The following is a 20,721-nucleotide window of genomic DNA, read 5'->3' on the forward strand; positions in this document are numbered from 1 at the left end:
GATTTGTTTTAAAAATCAAAATTCAAATTAAAAAAAATATAAACCTTTTATAAAAAATAAGCCTTGCATATAACGCAGAAAAGGCTTGCGATTGCAAGCCTTTTCTATTGTTTGTTGTCCGACCTGGATTCGAACCAAGACAAACAGAACCAAAAACTGTTGTACTACCCTTATACTATCGGACAAACAATTCAAAGTGTTCGTTATCGTGATGATGTCGTTCACATTTGATGATGCAAATATACGGACTATTCTTATTTCTGCAAATAAAAATGTACTGTAAAGTGCATTGGGCTTGATTTTCAAATAAATAATTTTTGTTTTGCCCTAAAATTTACCACATGCTTGCGGCTTTTTTGTACAGGTATTGGTCTGACCAAGCTCATGGATACCTATTGCCAGGCTTTCTTTACAGCCAATATTGCATCGCATAATGAAATTTTTTCAATCAATATGTGTTAAAAAATCAGAATAAAGTTCATTTCTTATTAACTTATCCTTATTTTCGAGCCGTATTATAATACTTTTTACAGTTATCATTTTATGAACTATACTAAAATCAACAATCTTTTAGGATGGATATGTGCGCTCATTGCAACAGTAGCATATGTCATGACTGCCGAACGATCGACGAGTTGGTGGGACTGTGGTGAGTTTATCGCCTCAGCCTTTAAACTTCAAATTGTGCACCAGCCAGGGGCACCTTTATTCTTAATGATTCAAAACATCTTCTCGAATCTTGCTGGAGGTGATGTAACACGGATCGCTTTTTGGATGAATGTGGGGTCTGCTGTATGTAGTGGTCTGACTATTTTGTTTTTGTTCTGGACGATCACAGCGTTAGCAAAGAAGGTCGTTGCAAAAGGAGTTGGCGAGTCCTATTCTTCAGCTGACTTGATCAAAATATTTGGTTCAGGTGCTGTCGGCGCATTGGCTTATGCATTCACGGATACATTTTGGTTTTCCGCAGTTGAATCTGAGGTGTATGCGATGTCTTCGCTTTGTACAGCTGTTGTATTTTGGGGGATATTAAAATGGGAAAACCATGCAGATGAGGCTGGTTCTGACCGCTGGTTGATCTTTATAGCCTATGTGATGGGACTATCAATTGGGGTTCACTTATTGAACTTACTTGTGATCCCTGCTATAGCCTTGGTAATCTATTTTAAACGCTCTAAAACAGTAACTTCTTCGGGAGCAACCAAAGCATTCTTGATCGGTGTGGTTGTGCTGGCCCTAATTTTATGGGGTATCATCCAATATACGGTTAAAGCTGCCGCATATTTTGACCTATTCTTTGTGAATAGTCTAGGCATGGGTTTCGGATCCGGATTTAATCTGTTTTTTATATTGGTAATTGCTCTTTTTGTTTATGCTGTTTGGTACTCGATCAAAAAAGTAAAACCGATGTTGAACCTGATCTTGATCAGTACAGCATTTATTGTCTTCGGTTATAGTTCCTTTGCAATGATCATGGTACGTGCCAAAGCAAATCCTACCTTAAATAATAGTGATCCGGATAATGCTTTTTCTTTCGTGAGTTATTTGGGCCGTGAACAATATGCGAGTGAACCGCTTTTAAACGGACCTACATTTGATGGACAGGTAGTGGATGCTACACCGACTTATACCTATAGAAAAGACAAGGATAAATACACGAAAGTAGAGAACGGTATGGATTATAAATATGATAAGACGATGTTCTTCCCTCGTGTTTATAGTTCAAGAGACCAAGGTCATATTGATTATTATCGTGATTATCTAAAGATCCCAGAAGGCCAGTCTCCGACATTTGGGGATAACTTAAAGTTCTTCTTTAGCTATCAGATCGGACACATGTACGGTCGTTATTTTCTTTGGAACTTTGCCGGTCGTCAAAATGACCAACAAGGACAGGGATCCTTCACGGAGGGGAACTGGATCTCGGGGGCTAAACCTGTTGACCAGATGCATGTGGGCGGACAGAACACTATTCCAGATTCATTGAAAACTGATCCTTCTAATAATAAATATTATTTCTTGCCTTTGATCATCGGTTTAATCGGTGCATTCTGGCATTTTGGTAAAAGACAACGTGATGCCGGAATCGTGGGCTTATTATTTTTCTTTACCGGTCTAGCGATTGTATTGTACTTGAATCAAAGTCCACTTCAACCACGTGAACGTGACTATGCCTATGCGGGCTCATTCTACGCCTTTGCGATATGGATCGGTTTGGGGGTATTCGCTATTGCGGATTATTTAGGCAAAAAGGTTGATGGTAAGATGGCCGCAGGTATAGCCACTGGCGCCTGTTTATTAGGTGCTCCAGTGTTATTAGGTTTTCAAAACTGGGATGATCATGATCGTTCGGAGAAAACAACAGCGCGTGATTTAGCGAAAAACTACCTAGCTTCCTGTGCGCCAAATGCGATCTTGTTTACCTATGGTGATAACGACACCTATCCGTTGTGGTATGTACAAGAGGTTGAAAATTATCGTCCAGATGTACGGGTGGTGAACCTGAGTTTGTTGAGTTCTGATTGGTATATGCGTCAGATGAAACAAAAAGTAAATCAGGCAGATGGTTTGCCGATCAATATTGATAACGAAAAGTTCAAAAAAGGTGTTCGTGAGGTCCTGTATTATCAAGATATGAAAGTACCAGGTCACGTAGATCTTGATTTGGTGATGCAGATTTTATTGTCTGATGACCAAAAAAATAAACTGGAATTGCGTGGTGGTAAATTTGAAAACTTTTTACCAACCAAAAACTTTAGCCTTCCAATAAACAAAGAAGCTGTGTTGCAAAATAATGTGGTTCCAAAAGCATGGCAGGAATCTATTGTGGACACGATGAGCTGGACTTACAACAGAAATTATGTGTCCAGAGCGGAATTGTCAATCCTAAACGTTTTGTTGAACAATAACTGGAAACGCCCAATTTATTTTGCTGCGACTGTTCCAAATGACAACTATCTTGGATTGGATAAATATTTGGTACAAGAAGGTTTTGCCTTACGTTTGATGCCTATTGCAACTCCTGCAGGAGCAGAGGGAACCTTGGTGGATACTCAATCTGCATTTAAAGATATTACCACGAAATATCAATGGGGTAACATGGCGAATGCCTCTTATTTAGACCCTGAATCCTATCGAATGATCACCATGATCACCAATACAGTGATGGGTGGAACGGCAACACAGTTAATGATGGAAGGCCATAAAGATGAAGCGCGTAAAATAGCTGTTGAGACATATGAGAAAATGCCAAAACGTGTGTACTTGATGCGTGATATTTTGGGCTATATTCCAATCATTAACGTCCTGTATGAAACCGGTGAAAATAAACGTGCAAATGAGATTGTCAATCGCAATCTGAAATTTATGACACAAAATATGCGCTGGTATCAGGATATTGCACAAACGAAAGCGGAACTGGAATATTCAAATATCGGAACAGCACTACGTGCTTTGGGTGCATATAAGAGCATTCTGGCATCGACTTCGGAGAAGCAGCTGCTACAACAAGTGACGGAGCTGGAGAAATCGTATAAACAACAATATGGTGTAGAATAATCGTTCAAGCCCTATTTTATAAGGAGCTGTCCTTTTTGTATGTTGCTCAAAATTTAATTTTGAAAAGCATATAAAAAGGACAGCTCTTTTTTTGATTATTTTTTCTTAGCTTAACGGCATAAAACCAACCTGATATTATGATGAAACGTCAACTGAAATTGTGGGATGCGATTATGCTGGTCATGGGCTCGATGATCGGAAGTGGGATCTTTATTGTGTCGAGTGATATGATGCGGCAACTGGGCTCAGGATACTGGTTGGCAATCGTATGGTTGTTGACGGCGGTTGCTACGGTGGCGGCCGCGATTTGCTATGGTGAGCTCTCTTCGATGTATCCCAAAGCAGGTGGACAGTATACATATCTCACGGAAGTTTTCGGGAAACCGATAGGTTTTTTATATGGTTGGAGTTTATTTACTGTTATACAGACTGGCACGATCGCAGCGGTTGCCGTTGCCTTTGGGAAGTTTACGGCTTACTTAATCCCCCAATTGAATGATGCTGCACCAATATTTCAACGTGGAGAGTTTAAGATTACCTGGATACAAGTGTTGGCTATGGGCGTGATTCTCTTGTTGACGTATATCAATACCCGTGGAATAAAAAGTGGTAAGTCGGTACAGTCTTTCTTTACATCAGCAAAGATTATTGCATTGGTTTTATTGATCATAGGAGGCTTGTTTCTCATTAAGGAGAATCATTTTTCGGAAAATATGGCTTATAGCTGGGATGCTTTTCAAAATTTGAAAGGTGAGGGCTGGATGGGGATTTCCGGTGGTGCTTTAATGGGGGCGTTGGCCGCAGCCATGGTCGGTTCTGTATTTAGTAGTGTTGCCTGGGAGAACGTGACTTTTGTGTCTGGCGAGATTGTGAATCCGCAGCGCAATGTGGTTCGTGCGCTTGTCATCGGAACCAGTCTTGTTATGATTTTGTATATCTGTTGTAATTACATTTATCTTTCTGCATTGAGCCGCGAAGAGATCGCTTTTGCGACGAATGATCGCGTGGCTATTGCAGCAGCTGAAAAGATGCTGGGGCATACTGGTACGATTGCAATGGCCATCTTGGTGATGATATCAACGTTTGGTTGTGTCAATGGTCTTGCGCTGTCAGGAGCGCGGGTTTTTCAGACGATGGCCAAAGATGGCCTATTCCTGAAACAGGCTATTCCCAATAACAAATTTGACGTGCCCGCTCGATCGCTATGGTTGCAGGGTATATGGGCTTCCTTACTTTGTTTAAGTGGTCAATATGGTAATTTGTTGGATATGATCTCTTTCGTTATTGTGATATTCTATATGATTACGGTATTGGGAGTTATTATTCAACGTGTCCGAAAGCCTGAAATAGAACGTTCGTATAAGACCTTTTTATTTCCCTTTACACCAATTATCTATCTCCTGATTGGTACCGTATTTTGTGTACTACTCATTATCTATAAACCACAGTATACCTGGCCAGGTTTTATATTGGTATTGATTGGATTACCTGTGTATTATTTTGCACGAGGCAATAAAAAGAATGATTAAAAGAGGGGGCTGTTAATAGAGGCTATATGCTAGTGACGACTGAGAGGACGTTCTTTTTCTCCATAGGGTAGTTAAAGAAAACGAACAAATAAGTCAAGGGCGGAAAGAGGCTGGATTGTTCTGGAAGCGATGTCTGTAGAGTAGCTCAATCGCGCTAATGGCATGTTGCTCTAGTGCTTATTAATTCTCCTGTGGAGAATTGAAATATTGAAATTAATTGGCGTATAAGCCATGTTTTTTGTCAAAAAAAGTGTAGCTTTGCTCAAATATTCCCATAATGAAACAGTCGATTTTATTAGACGGACCAAAATTTCAAATCACCATTCAAAGACTATGCCGTCAATTGATTGAGAATCACGGTGATTTTTCAAATGCTGTCGTCATAGGTATTCAACCAAGAGGAACTTTCTTAGCTAAACGTATTGTCAAAGAACTTGAACGCATGATCGAAAAACCGATCTTGGTCGGTGATCTGGATATTACATTTTACCGCGATGATTTCCGTACAAAAGGTAATGCTGGTCCGTTGTTAGCAAATAGCACAAATATCAATTTTATTGTAGAAGGTAAAGATGTCATTTTTATTGATGATGTCTTGTGGACAGGACGTACCATTCGGGCGGCGATGGATGCTGTACAGGCATTTGGAAGGGCAAGAAGAATTGAACTGCTTGTTTTGGTGGATCGTCGATTCTCTAGACAGATTCCGATTCAACCCGATTATATTGGAATACAAGTTGATTCTATAGATTCACAGAAAGTGATTGTGAATTGGAAGGAATCTGACGATCAGGATAGCATTATCTTGGTTACGGAGAAAAAAACTTCGGGTAATGATTAGGAGCTAGTTCAGTAAGAATAGCTGAAGCTTCTAATTGGCCTTTGGGAACGAACCGTTCGATTAAAAAATGATTAGTAAATACTTGAATATACTATAAAATGTCATCTGCAGTAGAACAATTAAGTACTCGCCATTTATTGGGAATCAAAGATCTAAATGAGAAAGATATCCAATTGATTCTGGATACCGCGAGTAATTTCAAAGAAGTATTAAATAGACCAATCAAAAAGGTGCCTTCTTTACGCGATATCACCATTGCCAATGTGTTTTTTGAAAATTCAACACGTACGCGGCTTTCTTTTGAACTTGCTGAAAAAAGACTATCTGCAGATATCGTTAATTTCGCAGCTTCATCTTCATCTGTGAGTAAAGGCGAGACATTGATCGATACAGTCAATAATATCCTCGCCATGAAGGTTGATATGATCGTGATGCGACATCCTTATGCTGGGGCTGGTGTGTTTTTAAGTAAACATGTCGATGCTCAAATTGTGAATGCCGGCGATGGAGCACATGAGCACCCTACGCAAGCTTTGTTGGACTCTTTTTCCATCCGCGAGCGTTTTGGTGATGTTGCTGGACGTAAAGTTGCTATTATCGGTGATATTACGCATTCAAGAGTTGCGCTATCTAATATTCTGTGCCTTCAAAAGCAGGGTGCAGAAGTTATGGTCTGTGGACCGACGACCCTTATTCCAAAGCATATCACTTCTTTAGGTGTAAAAGTTGAGCACGATTTGAGAAAAGCATTGAATTGGTGCGATGTTGCAAATATGCTACGTATCCAATTGGAACGACAAGATATTGCTTATTTTCCCTCCCTAAGAGAATATTCCATGCTATATGGCTTAAATAAGGAAATTTTGGATTCTTTGGAAAAGCCCATTACAATTATGCACCCCGGACCAATCAACCGTGGGGTTGAAATCACTTCGGATGTAGCCGATAGTGAGCATTCCATTATCTTAGATCAGGTTGAAAATGGAGTTGCTGTCCGCATGGCAGTATTGTACCTATTGGCAGGACAACGCGGTTAATTGGTGTTTCAATAGCGGAGCCGATAAGGCAGAGTCATCGATGCGGGATAACCAAATCGAATGATTCTTCAATCAACAATATTATGCCTGACTTTATTTTTGGTCGGGCATATTTTTTGTGCAAAATTTCCGTTATAATACTGGATTATTCACAGATGTTAATAACTTTTGTGTAAAATAGCTCAATTAAAGTATAATTTAGTAAAATGAATAAAACTATCTCCCAGGATTGCAGAGATTTGAACTGATTTTTAATAAATTTTGACTGATCTTAAACCTTTAAATGGCGGCGGAGGAGGCGATAAATTTATATTTCAGGGCAAATTTATCAGGGTTTGAAAGGAGATTCATTTACATTTGCAGATAAATAACATATTAAGGTTTCACATATTATGTATAAGAAGATTTACCAGGTGGGAGTTGCACTAACCGTTATGGCGACGCCAGCATTAGCGCAACAGACAGAATGGCAACAAATCAACAAGGCTTACAAGACAGGAATGGAATTGTATGAACGCGGGAAATTTGGTTCTGCGTCAGCGCAATTTGATCGTGTTGAGGCCTTACGGACGAAATCCAATCTACAATTGGATGAGACGGAGGAGCTATCTTTATTAAAGGAAAATGTACGGTATTACCAAGCTGTTTGTGCCCTGGAATTGGGGGAGTCAAATGCCGAAAATCGTTTCCTAAAATATATTCAAGATTTCCCTGTTAGCGCCAATTCTAAAGCTGCTTATTTTCAGATCGGTAAATCATATTATGCCAAAAAAGATTATGTGAAAGCGATTGAGTGGTTTACAAAGATCGATAGTAAAAACCTTGCTGGTAAAGAGAATGTAGAATATCGCTTTAAATTAGGTTATGCTTCTTTTATGACAAAAGATTATAAGACAGCAAAACCATTATTTGAGGGATTGAAAGATCAGAAAACTGAATTTCAGGAAGCATCAATCTACTACTATGCGTATTTATGTTATTTAGATGCAGAATACAAAACTGCTTTAAATGAATTTGAGCGTTTGAATGGGTCCAAAGAATTTGAAAACAGTTATCCTTACTACATTACGGCGCTATATTTCTTAGATAAACGCTACGATGATGTATTGGACTATGCATTGCCGATCTTATCGCGCACCAAGCAGGAAAATGAGACTGAGATGTTTCGTATTATCGCCGCAACCTACTTTATTAAAGGTGACCTAAAAACATCAAAAGATTATTACGATAAATTCCAGGCACAAGATCAAGGCAAGACTCAGAATAACCAAGATAGTTATCAGATCGGTTATATCGCTTATAAATTAAAGGATTACGATAAGGCGATTACGGAGCTGGAAAAAATGACAGAGCCTGATGCTTATTACCAATCGGCTATGATTACCTTGGGGGATAGCTTCTTGAAAAAAGGGAACAAACAGTCTGCACGTAATGCCTTCTTTAGAGCATCAAAACTGGACTTTGATCCAGCCATGAAAGAAGAGGGTTTGTTCAACTACGCAAAGCTTTCTTACGAATTGGAGTTCCACCAAGTTGCTCTGGCTTCTACACAGGAATATCTAAAAACTTATCCAAAAGCGAAACGCCAAGAGGAAGCAAAAACCTTATTGGCAGAAGTCTTGTTAAGTACGAAAAATTACCGTGAGGCGGTCGATATTTTGGAGTCTATTCCAAAACGCGGTAAAGAAGCAAATGCTGCTTACCAAAAAGTAACGTATTACAGAGGTTTGGAGTTTTATAACGAGCGTGCTTTTGAAAATGCAATTTCTTTGTTCATGCGTTCTGAACAACACCGTTATGATGAAGAAATCTACGCCTTGTCCACCTATTGGAAAGCTGAAGCGATGTATGAGGTGCGTAAATATGGTGAAGCAGTAACGAATTTCAATAAGTTCTTACGTTTGCCAGGTGCAAATAAAACAGATGTATACGGTTACGCAAATTATGCTTTAGCCTATGCCGCTTTCCGTAATGGAAACTACAATACAGCAGCGAATTATTTTGAACGTTTCTTGGCCTCAGGTGGTTCAAAAGGTTTAGAGGTCAATACCCGTAATGATGCGATCGCGCGTTTGGGTGACTCTTATTTCTCTTCAAAAAACTATGGTAGAGCCTTGACGGAATATAATAAGCTTATTTCTTCAAAAGCACCAAGTCAAGATTATGCCTTGTTCCAACGTGGTGTTATCCAAGGATTACAGGGAGATAATAATGGTAAGATCTCAACATTGAATGCTGTCATAGCACAATTCCCGAACTCGAATTATGCGGATGATATTGCTTTTGAAATTCCTTATACTCGTTTCTTAATGGGTGAGAGCGATCAGGCAATTTCTGGACTTCAATCGATGGTGGAAAAATACCCACGAAGCAGTTATGTGCCACGTGCTTTGGTAACAATTGGTTTGGTTCAATATAACCAGGATAATAATGATGCTGCGCTAGCAACATTCCAACGTGTTGTTGACCAATATGCATCTACAGACGAAGCAAGACAGGCCATGCGCTCGATCGAGAATATCTATCTGGATAAAGGGGATGCGACTGGATATATCAAATATGCAACAGGAACAAATTTGGGTGACGTTTCGAAGTCTGAGCAAGATTCACGTTCGTTCTCGACAGCAACAACTTTATTCTCCCGTGGAAATTACCAAGGCGCTGTAGAAGCTGTAAATGCGTATTTCGATAAGTTTCCGAAACCAAACCAAGAAAAATATGCACGTTTTGTGCGTGCAGAAAGTAATGCAGCATTGGGAAATACAGAAGATGCCTTACACGATTACAATATTATCCTGAATGACTGGACTTCTCCTTATACTGAACGTACATTGATTTCGGTATCAAATTTATATTTGAAACAAAAGAAATATAATGAGGCAACTCAGTTGTTGAAAAAACTTGAGCTGACTTCTGAATATAAGTCTAATTATGGTTTTGCAATTAACAACCTGATGGTTTCCTATTACCAAATTGGAGATTATAAGGAAGCTTTAAATTATACCAACGCTGTTAAGAATTACGAAAAGTCTTCTGAGGAAGAGATCGCGAATGCGTTTTTATATGCTGGTAAATGTTATGTCAAGCAGAACAAAAAAACGGAGGCTATGAAAGAGTTTAGCTTAGCCGCTTTGAAGAGCCGTACCGTATTTGGTGCTGAAGCGAAATACAATGTTGCTGTCATTCAATTAGAGAACAAACAATACGATGCCTGTATCAAAACGGCAATGGATTTGTCTGACAATTTCTCTTCTTATGAATATTGGGTGGCAAAAAGCTTTATCACAATGGCAGATGCTTATGCTGGTAAAGGCGATGCATTCCAGGCGAAAGCAACACTTGAATCAATTGTGGATAATTACGATGCGAAAGATGATATTTTGCCTGCTGCAAAAGAGCGTCTAAATAAATTGAACAACAAAAAGAAATAGGATACAATGAAGAAGTTGCAAAATAGAAATGTGAAGAAATATACCTTAGCAGCGCTTTTGATGGGCGTGGGATTGAATTCTTTTGCACAAGAAACAGGCAAGAAGAACGATCCTGAAAAACCGGTCACTATTGATTCTTTTGATGTTGTTCGTGATTACAAACCGATTCTTGCAGATGCTGTAAAAATCCGTCGTAGTCCTGATATGACCAACAAACGGGAATATCAACCAAAATTAAACTATGGTAATATTATTGATAAAAAATTAGATATCAATACAGGTCTGAAACAATTGAATGTGCAGGAGATTCCATTTGCACAACCTTTTGAACACAGCAGTAACTATGTCAAATTTGGTGTGGGTAACTATAATACCATTTTAGGCGAAGCGTATTTAGCTTCCGAGCAGTTTGAAAATACACGTTTTGGATTATTTGCGAAGCACTTAAGCCAAAAAGGGAATATCGATGGTCAGAAATTTAGCACGCAGGACATTGGTATTTTTGGACGTCGTGTATTGGATGCCGTGACCGTAAAAGGTACAATCGGTTACAATCGATATGGTACTAATTTCTACGGTCAAACTTTCGACCAACCAGGGACAACATTATTGAATACATCACCAGACAAACAAACATTTACTGATATTTATTTAAATGGTGAGCTAGCAAGTAATGTTGATCCGAAGAATGAGCAATCTGTGAGCTACTCCGCTAAAGTAGATGGTTACCTATTCAAGGATGCTTATAAAGCGAAGGAAAATTCCTTTGCCCTATCGGGATATTTGAATAAACGCATGAGTGCTTTCAATGTTGGAGCTAATGTGAGTGTGACCATGAACGATGTCAAAAACGAAAATGACACAGCGAATGTGAAAAATAATTTGTTTTTGATCAATCCATACATTCGATTTAAAGGAGACAACTATAACGTAACTTTGGGTGCCAACCTGACTTCGGAATTTGGTGACGAGTCCCGTTTCAATGTTTTCCCATCAGTGGAAGCCGATTTTTCTTTAGCTCCAGAATATATCTCTTTATTTGCCGGTGTTAACGGTAATGTGAGACAAGCTTCATTCCGCAACTTTGCGAAGGAAAACCCTTATTTGGCACCAAACGTTAGAATTGCCAACTCCATCGAAAAATTGAATGTATATGGTGGTCTAAAAGGGAATGCTGGTGCGACATTTGGTTATAAAGTAAAGGTTTTTTATAAGCAGATCGAAGGACTGCCTTTGTTCAAAAATAGTGCATTTGGCAATGGCCAGGATGGTTATATTCCTTGGGCTTTTGATGTGGTCTATGATGGTCAGATCAATAAAGCTAAGCATATGGGATTGGAAGGGGAGATTAATGTACGCTTATCACAATTGGTTAATCTAGGTGGTAAAGTATTTATTGATGACTATAATCTGAGTGATGAAGAAGAGGCATGGGGCTTACCTAAATTTAGGTTGCAAGCCAATGCGCGTTTCAATATCTCGGATAAATTCTTTGTCGATGCAGAGCTTTCTAGCCAAGGTAATACTTATGCGTATGTCTACAATTATAATACCGATGGTAGCCGCGTAGCAGATAGTGGTCATAAGGTTACTATTGCTTCCTTTGCGGATTTAAATGCTGGTGCTGAATACCGAATTAAAAAACAATTTGGTGTTTTCGTGAAAGCAAATAATATCTTTGGGAAGGAATATCAGCGTTACATGTACTACCCAAGATTGGGATTCAATGTAATTGGTGGTCTTAATTATTCGTTTTAACGAATTAAGATTATAAATTTGCATTTTAAATCATAGAACAATGAATCTAGGCAAAAACATCAATAGTTTATTAAGACGCTATGCGGAAGTATACGTGCCCGGAATAGGTGTGTTCAAAAGAATTCATTCTCCGGCTCAATTTGATAAACAGAATAATGTGTTTTTGCCACCTATATCCTATGTCGAACTGGACTATTCTGCACAACATGGATTCAATATCGTGCATTATATTCAACAACAGGAAAACTTAAGTTTGGGGCAGGCGCAGCAAATTCTGGACGATACTGTGGGTAGCTTAAGAAATGACTTAGGGCAATTTGGTCAGGTAAAACTGGATGATCTTGGTCTATTGATTAGCTACGGTTCAAGTTTGGTATTTAAGCCTTTAGATTTATCTGGCTTTAATTTTCAGCCTGTTGTCAATCTTGTTGGTCCTGAAATTGAAACGGTTATTCCGGTACGGGAGGATGAACATGGGCTTGCTGAATCGGAGGAAGCCCTAGTGTCGGAACCTGCTGAAGAATTGGTTAATGAGGCAAATGCTGTTGTTGGGAATGACGTTGAAACCGAAGAGGAAACTGCAAACGAACAGCGAGAGCCACAGGATTTAGAAAATGATGACAATTTTACGCCGACTGAATCCGTAGCCGAATTGGTAGAACCTATCGCTCCGATCGTGGAGGAGGATACGCTAGTGGAAAATACCATGGAGGAGGAAGCCAAGGTTGAAGCTGAACTTTTAGATACTGTAGCTGTTTCGACACCGATTGACCAGAACGATAGCCAGGAAGTTGTCGAAGATGAGAAAATCGCGGAGAAGGAAGTTGGTGCTATTGCTGCTGCAAATTCTGCTTATGCTCCCAATATTTATGAGGAGGAACCGCGCAATTCGAATGCAATCTGGTATTGGATAACAGCGGCCATTGTATTGGTCATGATTGCAGTGGGCGTCCTATATACAAATCCGGGACTGAAAAATTCACTGTTTGGTGGGACACAACCAGCCTTAAAACCTGCTGGTGATACAATTGTCCAGAAAAATAATTTACCAATCAATGATACCACATCCAACACATTAGTGGCGGACAGTTTAAAGAAAGTGGATTCTCTGGCAAAAACGACTCCTGATTCATTAAAAGGTACTACCGTAACTGCTGGAAAGAAAACAACTGAAAAAACTCCGGTTTTGCAGGCAGATCCTGTCATCAAAGAATCTATTCCTGTTGCACAACCGAAGTACCAGGTCGTTATCGGCTCAGCGCGTACAATGGCACAGGCAGAGGAAGAGGCAAAACGTCTTCGGGCGCTAGGTTATAAAACTGCACGCGCGGTAGAGGGTAAGTTTAAAAGGAATAGAAAGAAAATCATCTTGAATACCTACATGACAAAAGCGGAGGCTGACCTCGCTCAAAAATCTGTAGAGAAAAAAATTGAAGGTGCTTGGGTAGAAACATTATAGAAACTATATAAAACTATTAATAATTATGTCATTAGTGCAAGATACAGCAAGGGCTGCTGTAGATACGTTTAATCAAGCTGCGCAACAACCGTTACCTGCTGCTGCTAGTACAGAAAACATGAGTTTGATCGATATGATGATCAAAGGGGGATGGATAATGGTTCCAATCCTATTACTGTTCTTTATTGGATTAGTTATCTTTTTTGAACGCTATCTGACTATTCGCAGAGCAGCCAAATACGATAATAGTTTGATGTCTCAAGTGAAAGCAAATGTATTGTCGGGAAATTTAGACTCAGCTTTGGCTGTATGTCGTTCCAGTAACTCGGCCTTAGGACGTATGTTGCAGAAGGGCCTATTACGTGTAGGTAGACCAATCAAAGATATTGAAGGTGCGATTGAAAACGTTGGTAAATTAGAAGTTGCCAAATTGGAGAAAAACATCAATATCCTTGGTATTATCGCAGGTATCGCACCAATGCTTGGTTTCGTTGGTACTATCTTTGGGGTAATCAGGATTTTCCATGAGGTAGAATTGGCGGGTGGTATCGACATCGCATCCGTATCCGGTGGTCTATATGTGAAAATGGTGTCTTCAGCTTCAGGTCTTGCTGTCGGTATCTTGGCTTATTTAGGCTATCATATCTTAAATATGATGGTTGAACGATTGATTTTACGTATGGAAACTGATGCAGTAGAATTTATTGATTTATTGGATGAACCAGGAAGATAATGAACTTACGAAGTAGAAAAAATAAACCATCTGCCGAAGTCCATACTTCAGCGTTAAACGACATCATGTTTTTCCTGATGTTGTTTTTCCTGTTGGCATCGGCGGTTTCGAATCCGCAAGTGGTCAAGCTATTGTTGCCAAAGTCGAGTGCAGGTGAGCAATCTGTTGCGAAAAAGACACTTACAGTATCTATCACAAAGGAATTGGGCTATTTCATTGATAAAAATCCGGTTCCTGTAGAAGGGTTGGAGGCGGCTATCCAGTCGCAAATGGCTAGTGGAGAAGAATTGACGATTATGCTTTACGTCGATAATACTGTTCCTATCCAAAATGTCATTTCTGTTATGGATGTAGCCAATCGTCTGAAAGTGAAGGTAGTCTTGGCAACGGAACCAAAAAAAGATAAGTAGGAACAATTAAACTTTTTCGAAGTTTATTGCTCATATGTTAATATAGGAGATTTATACAATGAGATATCATCTTCAACATGAAGAAAATAATTTCCCCAAGGCCTTGGGGATATCTACATTGGTCATGGCATCGCTGCTGTTGATTGGTTTCTTTGTGGTCTTTAAAGCGCAAGCACCGGATGAGTATGGTATGGGCGGTATGATCGTCAACTATGGTACCTCTCCTGAAGGAATGGGGGATGATTACATGAGTGTGGAGGAACCTTCTGTGGATCCCAACGCAAATAATGAGCGTCCAGATCGTATAGATCCTGTGGAGACCCCAACGCCAACGCCAACACAACAAGTTGCTGAAAAGGCAGTCGTCACGCAGGATCTGGAAGAGGCACCTGCTGTAACAAAAACAGAAAAGAAGGTGGTGTCAAAGGCGCCTGAAACGACCAAAGAAACAAAAGCAGTGGCGCCACAGGCAAATGCAAAAGCGCTTTTCAAAGGGAATAAAAATAATGGTAAGGGCGCTGGTGATGGTACAGGTACAACACCCGGAAATCAGGGTTCTAAACTAGGGGATCCTTTGGCCAGTAATTATGGTGAAGGAGGATCCGGCAATGGCAACATGATGTTGTCCATTGAGAACCGTAGTTTTACACAACGACCAAGCATTGACGATAATGGCCAACAGGCTGGAAAGGTTGCTGTGGAATTCAGAGTGAATAAGCAGGGTGTTATTACGTATGCTCGTGCAGGTGTAAAAGGTACGACGATCACAGATCCTTCTTTGTTGGAGAAATGTGAACGTGCCGTCAGAGGGGCGCGACTAAATCAATTGCCTAATGCCCCTGATACCCAAACAGGGCGGATTGTATTCAATTTTAGATTAAGATAAAAATCATTCAGATGAATGCTTATAAGGAGGTAATCGAGTATTTATATACTCGATTACCTATGTTTACAAGGGATGGCGCCTCGGCCTTCAAAAAAGACCTTGACAATACCATCAAACTTTGCAACGCGCTGGACAACCCGCAGCAAAAATTCAAAACCTTACATATCGCCGGTACCAATGGAAAGGGATCTACATCCCATATGCTTGCGGCTATACTGAGTGAAGCAGGTTATAGGACAGGGCTCTATACTTCACCACATTTACTGGATTTCAGAGAACGTATCCGTGTCAATGGTGTGATGTGTGAACAGGAATTTGTTACGGATTTTGTTCAAACCCACAAGGCTTTGATAGAAGAGGTAAATCCTTCTTTTTTTGAAATTACTGTAGCGATGGCTTTTGATTATTTTGAGAAAAGTAAAGTCGATATTGCTGTAATTGAAGTAGGACTCGGTGGACGATTGGACAGCACGAATATTATCCAGCCATTACTGTCTGTAATCACCAACATCGGGTTTGACCACATGAATATGCTTGGAAATACATTAGCTGAGATTGCTAGTGAGAAAGCGGGTATTATAAAAAGAAACACGCCGGTGGTGATTTCTGAATATGCTGCTGAAACAGCATCTGTATTCTTGGATAAAGCCCAGGTAGAACAGGCTCCTATCCAATTTGCTTCCCAGGTGTATCAAACAAAGATGCTGAGTGTCGACCAGGATTACCTACGTATTGAAGTTATTGATGAAAACGGTGCCGAAGAAATTTATCAACTTGACCTCAAAGGGTCATATCAGGTGAAGAACCTTGCTGGTGTTCTTTTGGCGGTCGACGAATTGCGTAAGCAAGGATTTCAAATCAGTCACCTTCATGTGCATGAAGCCTTGAAAAAGGTGCAATCTACTACAGGTATTCAGGGGCGTTGGCAACAGTTATCCAAAGATCCTTTTATAATCTGTGATACAGGACACAATGAAGATGGAATTCATGAGGTTATAAAAAATCTGAACAGCACCAGCTATAACAAATTACACTTTGTCATTGGTGCTATGCGGGATAAAGATCTATCGCACATGTTACCGTATCTACCCAAAGATGCTGTTTATTATTTTTCCGCGCCGGATATGCCAAGAGCAATGCCTTCAGATTTGCTCCGTGAGGAGGCTGTGGTATTTGATTTGCATGGGAGAGACTACTCCTCAGTACAGGAAGCTTTTATGGCTGCTAAAGCTGCTTATGAAGATGGCGACCTGATTTTTGTGGGTGGTAGTAATTTTGTGGTGGCTGAAGTCTTGGTTGCAGTAGATAAAGGATTATAATGTAAAGAATAAGGATCAGAGATACTGGGTTTGTCAGCCTAAGCTAATCTACACAGTCTATGATCCTTTTTTCTTGATTTTTACGCAGCTTTTTTTCTGAATTTTCAGTTTTTATTGATTCGTATTTTTTCTTTAAGGTATCAATGAACTCGCTACGTTCGGCTTATTGTCCAGAAAGAGCCTTCCGTCAATTTTCATGGCAGTTGATGCTTGTGAAAGGATGAAGGTTTTGTTACTTTTTTCTAATCATTAACAGTCAATTCTCCACGAATATCTTTTTCGGCCCAGTAGGCAACTTCTTTTTGATCTTCGAGTTCGCCCTGAAGATACATTAACTTGGTGACTGCAGCTTCAAATGTAAGGTCATATCCATTCAATACACCAATGGCTTTCAGGCCTTGTGAGGTTTCATATCTCCCCAATTCGACCGAGCCAACCTTACATTGTGAAATATTAAGGATATTTTTTCCCTGTTCTATAGCTCCTTTTAGTAAATCCAAAAACCAGCTGTCTGTAGTCGTATTACCCGATCCAAAAGTTTCCATCACAATAGATCTTACATCCGAATCAAGAACAGATTTGATTGTTTGTGCAGATATTCCCGGAAAAAGTTTCAATACAGCAACCCGGTTGTCTAACTTGGTATGTAGGATAAATTCTTTATCAATGTTATTCAATAACGCATCCGTATTGTATTTAAGGTGGATGCCAGCCTCCACGAGCACGGGGTAATTGGGCGATCTGAATGCTTCAAATTTAGCTGAGTTATATTTGAAAGAGCGATTTCCACGGAATAACTTATTGTCAAAAAGGATACATACTTCCTGGATAATGGAAATACCATCTTGTTTTGCGGAAGCAATTTCCAAAGCCGTCATCATATTCTCGCGCGCATCGGTACGGATTTCTCCAATAGGCAATTGCGAACCCGAAAGGATTACTGGTTTTTGAAGCCCCTCTAACATAAAACTCAATACAGAAGCTGTAAATGCCATTGTATCCGAACCATGTAAAATAACAAAGCCATCATAATTGGCATAATTATCCTTGATGATCTGGGCCATTTCTATCCAGATCTCTGGCTTCATGTTGGAAGAATCGATGATCGGTTCGAAAGAGTGTACGGTCAATTTATAATCCAGACGGCTTAAATCAGGGAGATTACGCTTGATCAGTTCAAAATCGAAGGGTACAAAAGTGCCTGTTTCGTCTTTGACCATTCCAATGGTTCCGCCAGTGTAGATAATAAAGATATTGTGCATGGGATTCTATAGATTATATACCAAAAATACGTTTTGAATTTGCTGTTGTGATTTCTGCCACCTCTTCAATGGACATCGCATGTAAATCGGCAACTTTTTGGGCAACATAAACTAGGTAGCTGCTTTCGTTTTCTTTGCCGCGGTAGGGGACAGGGGCAAGGTAAGGGGAGTCTGTCTCCAATACGATATGTTTTAAGTCGATCTCTTTGACGACGTTGTCCAATCCTGCCTTTTTAAAGGTGACAACACCACCTATGCCAAGCGCAAAACCTAAGTCAATTGCATGATGGGCTTGCTCCAATGTCCCGGTGAAGCAGTGTAGTATACCAAACAACTTTTCGTCATGAAGTTCTTCCAGCAACTCAAATAATTCAGTGAAGGCTTCTCGGCAATGAATGTCGATGGGTAAATTAAGGTCCTTAGCCCATTGCACTTGTGTTCGAAAAGCATCTTTTTGAATTTCCAATGTGCTTTTATCCCAATAAAGATCTAATCCAATTTCACCTATGGCATGGACTTTGTTATTCTCCAAGCTCTTTTGGATGTTGTTTAATTCGTCTACATAGTTTTCCTTAACATCACAGGGATGTAGTCCTAGCATAGGAAAACAGTGTTCCGGGTAAGCTGCAACCGTATCAAATACAGGTTTGATGGAAGCACTATTTACGTTTGGTAAAAATAGTCTTTCTATATGGTTGTCTAAACAACGTTGTAAATGTTCTTGCAGTTTATTGGTACCGGCGTGGTAGTAAATGTGTGTATGTGTATCAGTAAGCAACATAGTTTTCTGCGTGGAGGCAAAAGCGGATTAGGGTAAAAACTTCTTTTTATTATTATCGAATAAAGAGGTAGGCTTCATTACCAAAATTTCAATTCGTTCTCCAAAGATAACTTATTAATTAACAAAATGAAAATTAATAACGGATTCTCTTATTGCCGGATAATTGAGCTGGAAAAATCAAAAAGGAGAATTTGAGTCATATATGGGCTATACTTTTTTTCTTATCTTGGAAAAAATAGCATGTGGTAAAACATACTTTATTATTTGCTGTTAAACAGAAGAACGGTTGTTGCCCTATTTTTTAAAGAATAAATGAATCATATGATGAATAAGAAACTATGCATAGGGTTGTTTGCCTTTGTATCGGTTGTGTGTTTAAATAAGCTGCATGCGCAGTCGCTGGTCGACCCATCGGTAAAAGATATTATTCAAAAGGCCTTCCAAACAAATAAGGAACTAAAACTAAAGGCATATGAAGTTGACAAAGCACGGTTGGAGGCAGAGGGTGTAAAAGCGAACAGACTACCACATGTATCGGCCTTAGGACTATACGGATATGTACATAGCAACGGTAGTGTGGATATTCCTACCGTGAATGTTCCACTCTTGAATTTAGGGCTTTTTGAGGGGGCGACGGGATTTAGCATGCATGGACAGGCGGCATATGCGGGTGTTTCGGTGAAACAAATTATCTTTTCAGGATTACAAATACCTAATGGAATAAAGGCCTTAAAAGAGAAGGCCGTTGCACAGCAATATTTAGAATCTGCAAGCCGTGAGACACTGTCAAAAGATATTATCGCTTCTTTTGATCAGTTAATGCTTCTAGACGAAGTCGATAAGCTTATTGTAGATTCGGAGAAAAGATTAAAAAAAGAACAAGAAAAGGTCAATAAAGCAATTCAACATGGATTGGCTATTCCTTATGATCGTGATAAACTCAAACTGGCTCTGCTTGAACTAGAGGAGAAGAAAGTTGAGGTAGCTGGAAACCGGGATCTCCTTTGTCAAAAAATTCAACAGGAAGCTGGTGTTCCTTTTCAGGAAGTCAGTGGAATTCATTATGGATTAAAACCGATATTTTTATCGGAGATCCCGAATGATGTCGAACAACGATCAGAACTTAAAGCCTTGGAGGCTTCATCAAAGGCCTATGAATACCTATACAAAAAGGAAAAAGGAGGTGCCCTTCCAGCAGTTTTTGCCTTTGGATCGGCAAATTACTTAAATGTATTCAATTCAAAATTGAGTGTAAAAGACCAACCGTTATTGGGAACAGTCAATCTTCCACTAAATTCGATTAAGGGGAGCCCAAATCTCTTGGTTGGACTCGGAGTAAAATGGGATCTTTATACAGGTGGTGAGCATCATAACAAGATCAAACAGGTCAAACTTGATCAAACCATTAATGCTACAAAAAAGGAAGATACGGAAGAGAAACTAAATCTGTTATTGCGTAAAAATAAAGTTGGCTATGGTACTGGAAATCAGAAAGTGAAAGTAGGTGAACAACAGCTGAAGGTTGCTGAAAACAATTTATCTATGGCCGCAAAGCAATATCAAGCGGGTTTGATTGATGTTACGGAATTGTTGGCTGCTGAGAATGACTGGTATAAGGTCAATTTGGGCTATTTTAATAACGTTTTGCAACAAAGAAATGCTGCAGTTGAATTATTACACACATCTGGAAAATTATTACAAACTATACATGAGTAAC

14 protein-coding genes are annotated in these 20,721 nt (G+C 39.6%); 12 read left to right on the forward strand and 2 right to left on the reverse strand.

Translation table 11 applies throughout. From position 1 onward, the window contains the following. The first annotated feature begins 543 nt into the window (after positions 1 to 543). From M2408_RS06440 to M2408_RS06490, 11 genes are all read left to right on the forward strand, one after another. Positions 544 to 3,558, forward strand: a complete 3,015-nt coding sequence (locus tag M2408_RS06440) for a DUF2723 domain-containing protein (protein ID WP_259180298.1) — start codon at positions 544 to 546, stop codon at positions 3,556 to 3,558. A gap of 137 nt (positions 3,559 to 3,695) precedes the next feature. Next, entirely contained in the window at positions 3,696 to 5,087 is a 1,392-nt protein-coding gene (locus tag M2408_RS06445) for an APC family permease (protein ID WP_244211761.1), read from the forward strand. Positions 5,088 to 5,364: 277 nt separating this feature from the next. Continuing rightward, the gene (pyrR, locus tag M2408_RS06450) at positions 5,365 to 5,928 is read left to right on the forward strand and encodes a bifunctional pyr operon transcriptional regulator/uracil phosphoribosyltransferase PyrR (RefSeq protein WP_120260067.1); all 564 of its coding nucleotides are present in this window, start codon (positions 5,365 to 5,367) and stop codon (positions 5,926 to 5,928) included. Positions 5,929 to 6,026: 98 nt separating this feature from the next. Continuing rightward, entirely contained in the window at positions 6,027 to 6,965 is a 939-nt protein-coding gene (locus M2408_RS06455; RefSeq protein WP_120260066.1) for an aspartate carbamoyltransferase catalytic subunit, read from the forward strand. A 392-nt stretch (positions 6,966 to 7,357) separates the two neighbouring features. After that, entirely contained in the window at positions 7,358 to 10,396 is a 3,039-nt protein-coding gene (locus tag M2408_RS06460; protein ID WP_259180299.1) for a tetratricopeptide repeat protein, read from the forward strand. Positions 10,397 to 10,402: 6 nt separating this feature from the next. Further along, positions 10,403 to 12,154 carry a TonB-dependent receptor gene (locus M2408_RS06465; RefSeq protein WP_259180300.1) on the forward strand — a complete coding sequence of 584 codons (1,752 nt, stop codon included), beginning with the start codon at positions 10,403 to 10,405 and terminating at the stop codon, positions 12,152 to 12,154. 40 nt (positions 12,155 to 12,194) lie between these two features. Next, a complete protein-coding gene (locus M2408_RS06470; RefSeq protein ID WP_259180301.1) occupies positions 12,195 to 13,613 on the forward strand; it encodes an SPOR domain-containing protein in 1,419 nt (472 codons plus the stop codon). Positions 13,614 to 13,638: 25 nt separating this feature from the next. Next, on the forward strand, positions 13,639 to 14,346 hold the full coding sequence (locus M2408_RS06475) for a MotA/TolQ/ExbB proton channel family protein (protein WP_120260062.1): 708 nt from the start codon (positions 13,639 to 13,641) through the stop codon (positions 14,344 to 14,346). Then, positions 14,346 to 14,756 carry a biopolymer transporter ExbD gene (locus M2408_RS06480; protein ID WP_223582106.1) on the forward strand — a complete coding sequence of 137 codons (411 nt, stop codon included), beginning with the start codon at positions 14,346 to 14,348 and terminating at the stop codon, positions 14,754 to 14,756. Before M2408_RS06475 ends, M2408_RS06480 begins: the two co-directional genes overlap by 1 nt. Positions 14,757 to 14,814: 58 nt before the next feature. After that, positions 14,815 to 15,642 (forward strand): energy transducer TonB, encoded by an 828-nt coding sequence (locus M2408_RS06485; protein WP_120260060.1) that lies wholly within the window; start codon positions 14,815 to 14,817, stop codon positions 15,640 to 15,642. Positions 15,643 to 15,653: 11 nt separating this feature from the next. Continuing rightward, on the forward strand, positions 15,654 to 16,961 hold the full coding sequence (locus M2408_RS06490; RefSeq protein WP_259180302.1) for a folylpolyglutamate synthase/dihydrofolate synthase family protein: 1,308 nt from the start codon (positions 15,654 to 15,656) through the stop codon (positions 16,959 to 16,961). Positions 16,962 to 17,203: 242 nt separating this feature from the next. On the opposite strand, the gene M2408_RS06495 is transcribed toward M2408_RS06490, so the two are convergent. Continuing rightward, positions 17,204 to 18,223 carry an asparaginase gene (locus M2408_RS06495; RefSeq protein WP_259180303.1) on the reverse strand — a complete coding sequence of 340 codons (1,020 nt, stop codon included), beginning with the start codon at positions 18,221 to 18,223 and terminating at the stop codon, positions 17,204 to 17,206. Positions 18,224 to 18,236: 13 nt separating this feature from the next. Beyond that, complete coding sequence (locus M2408_RS06500) at positions 18,237 to 19,004, reverse strand: TatD family hydrolase (RefSeq protein ID WP_259180304.1); 768 nt, start codon at positions 19,002 to 19,004, stop codon at positions 18,237 to 18,239. Positions 19,005 to 19,325: 321 nt separating this feature from the next. Here M2408_RS06500 and M2408_RS06505 point away from each other — a divergent pair, with 321 nt between their 5' ends. Beyond that, positions 19,326 to 20,720 carry a TolC family protein gene (locus M2408_RS06505; protein ID WP_259180305.1) on the forward strand — a complete coding sequence of 465 codons (1,395 nt, stop codon included), beginning with the start codon at positions 19,326 to 19,328 and terminating at the stop codon, positions 20,718 to 20,720. Position 20,721 lies beyond the last annotated feature (1 nt).

Source organism: Sphingobacterium sp. BIGb0165, assembly GCF_024810095.1.
In the GTDB taxonomy this organism is placed as follows: Bacteria; Bacteroidota; Bacteroidia; order Sphingobacteriales; family Sphingobacteriaceae; genus Sphingobacterium; species Sphingobacterium detergens.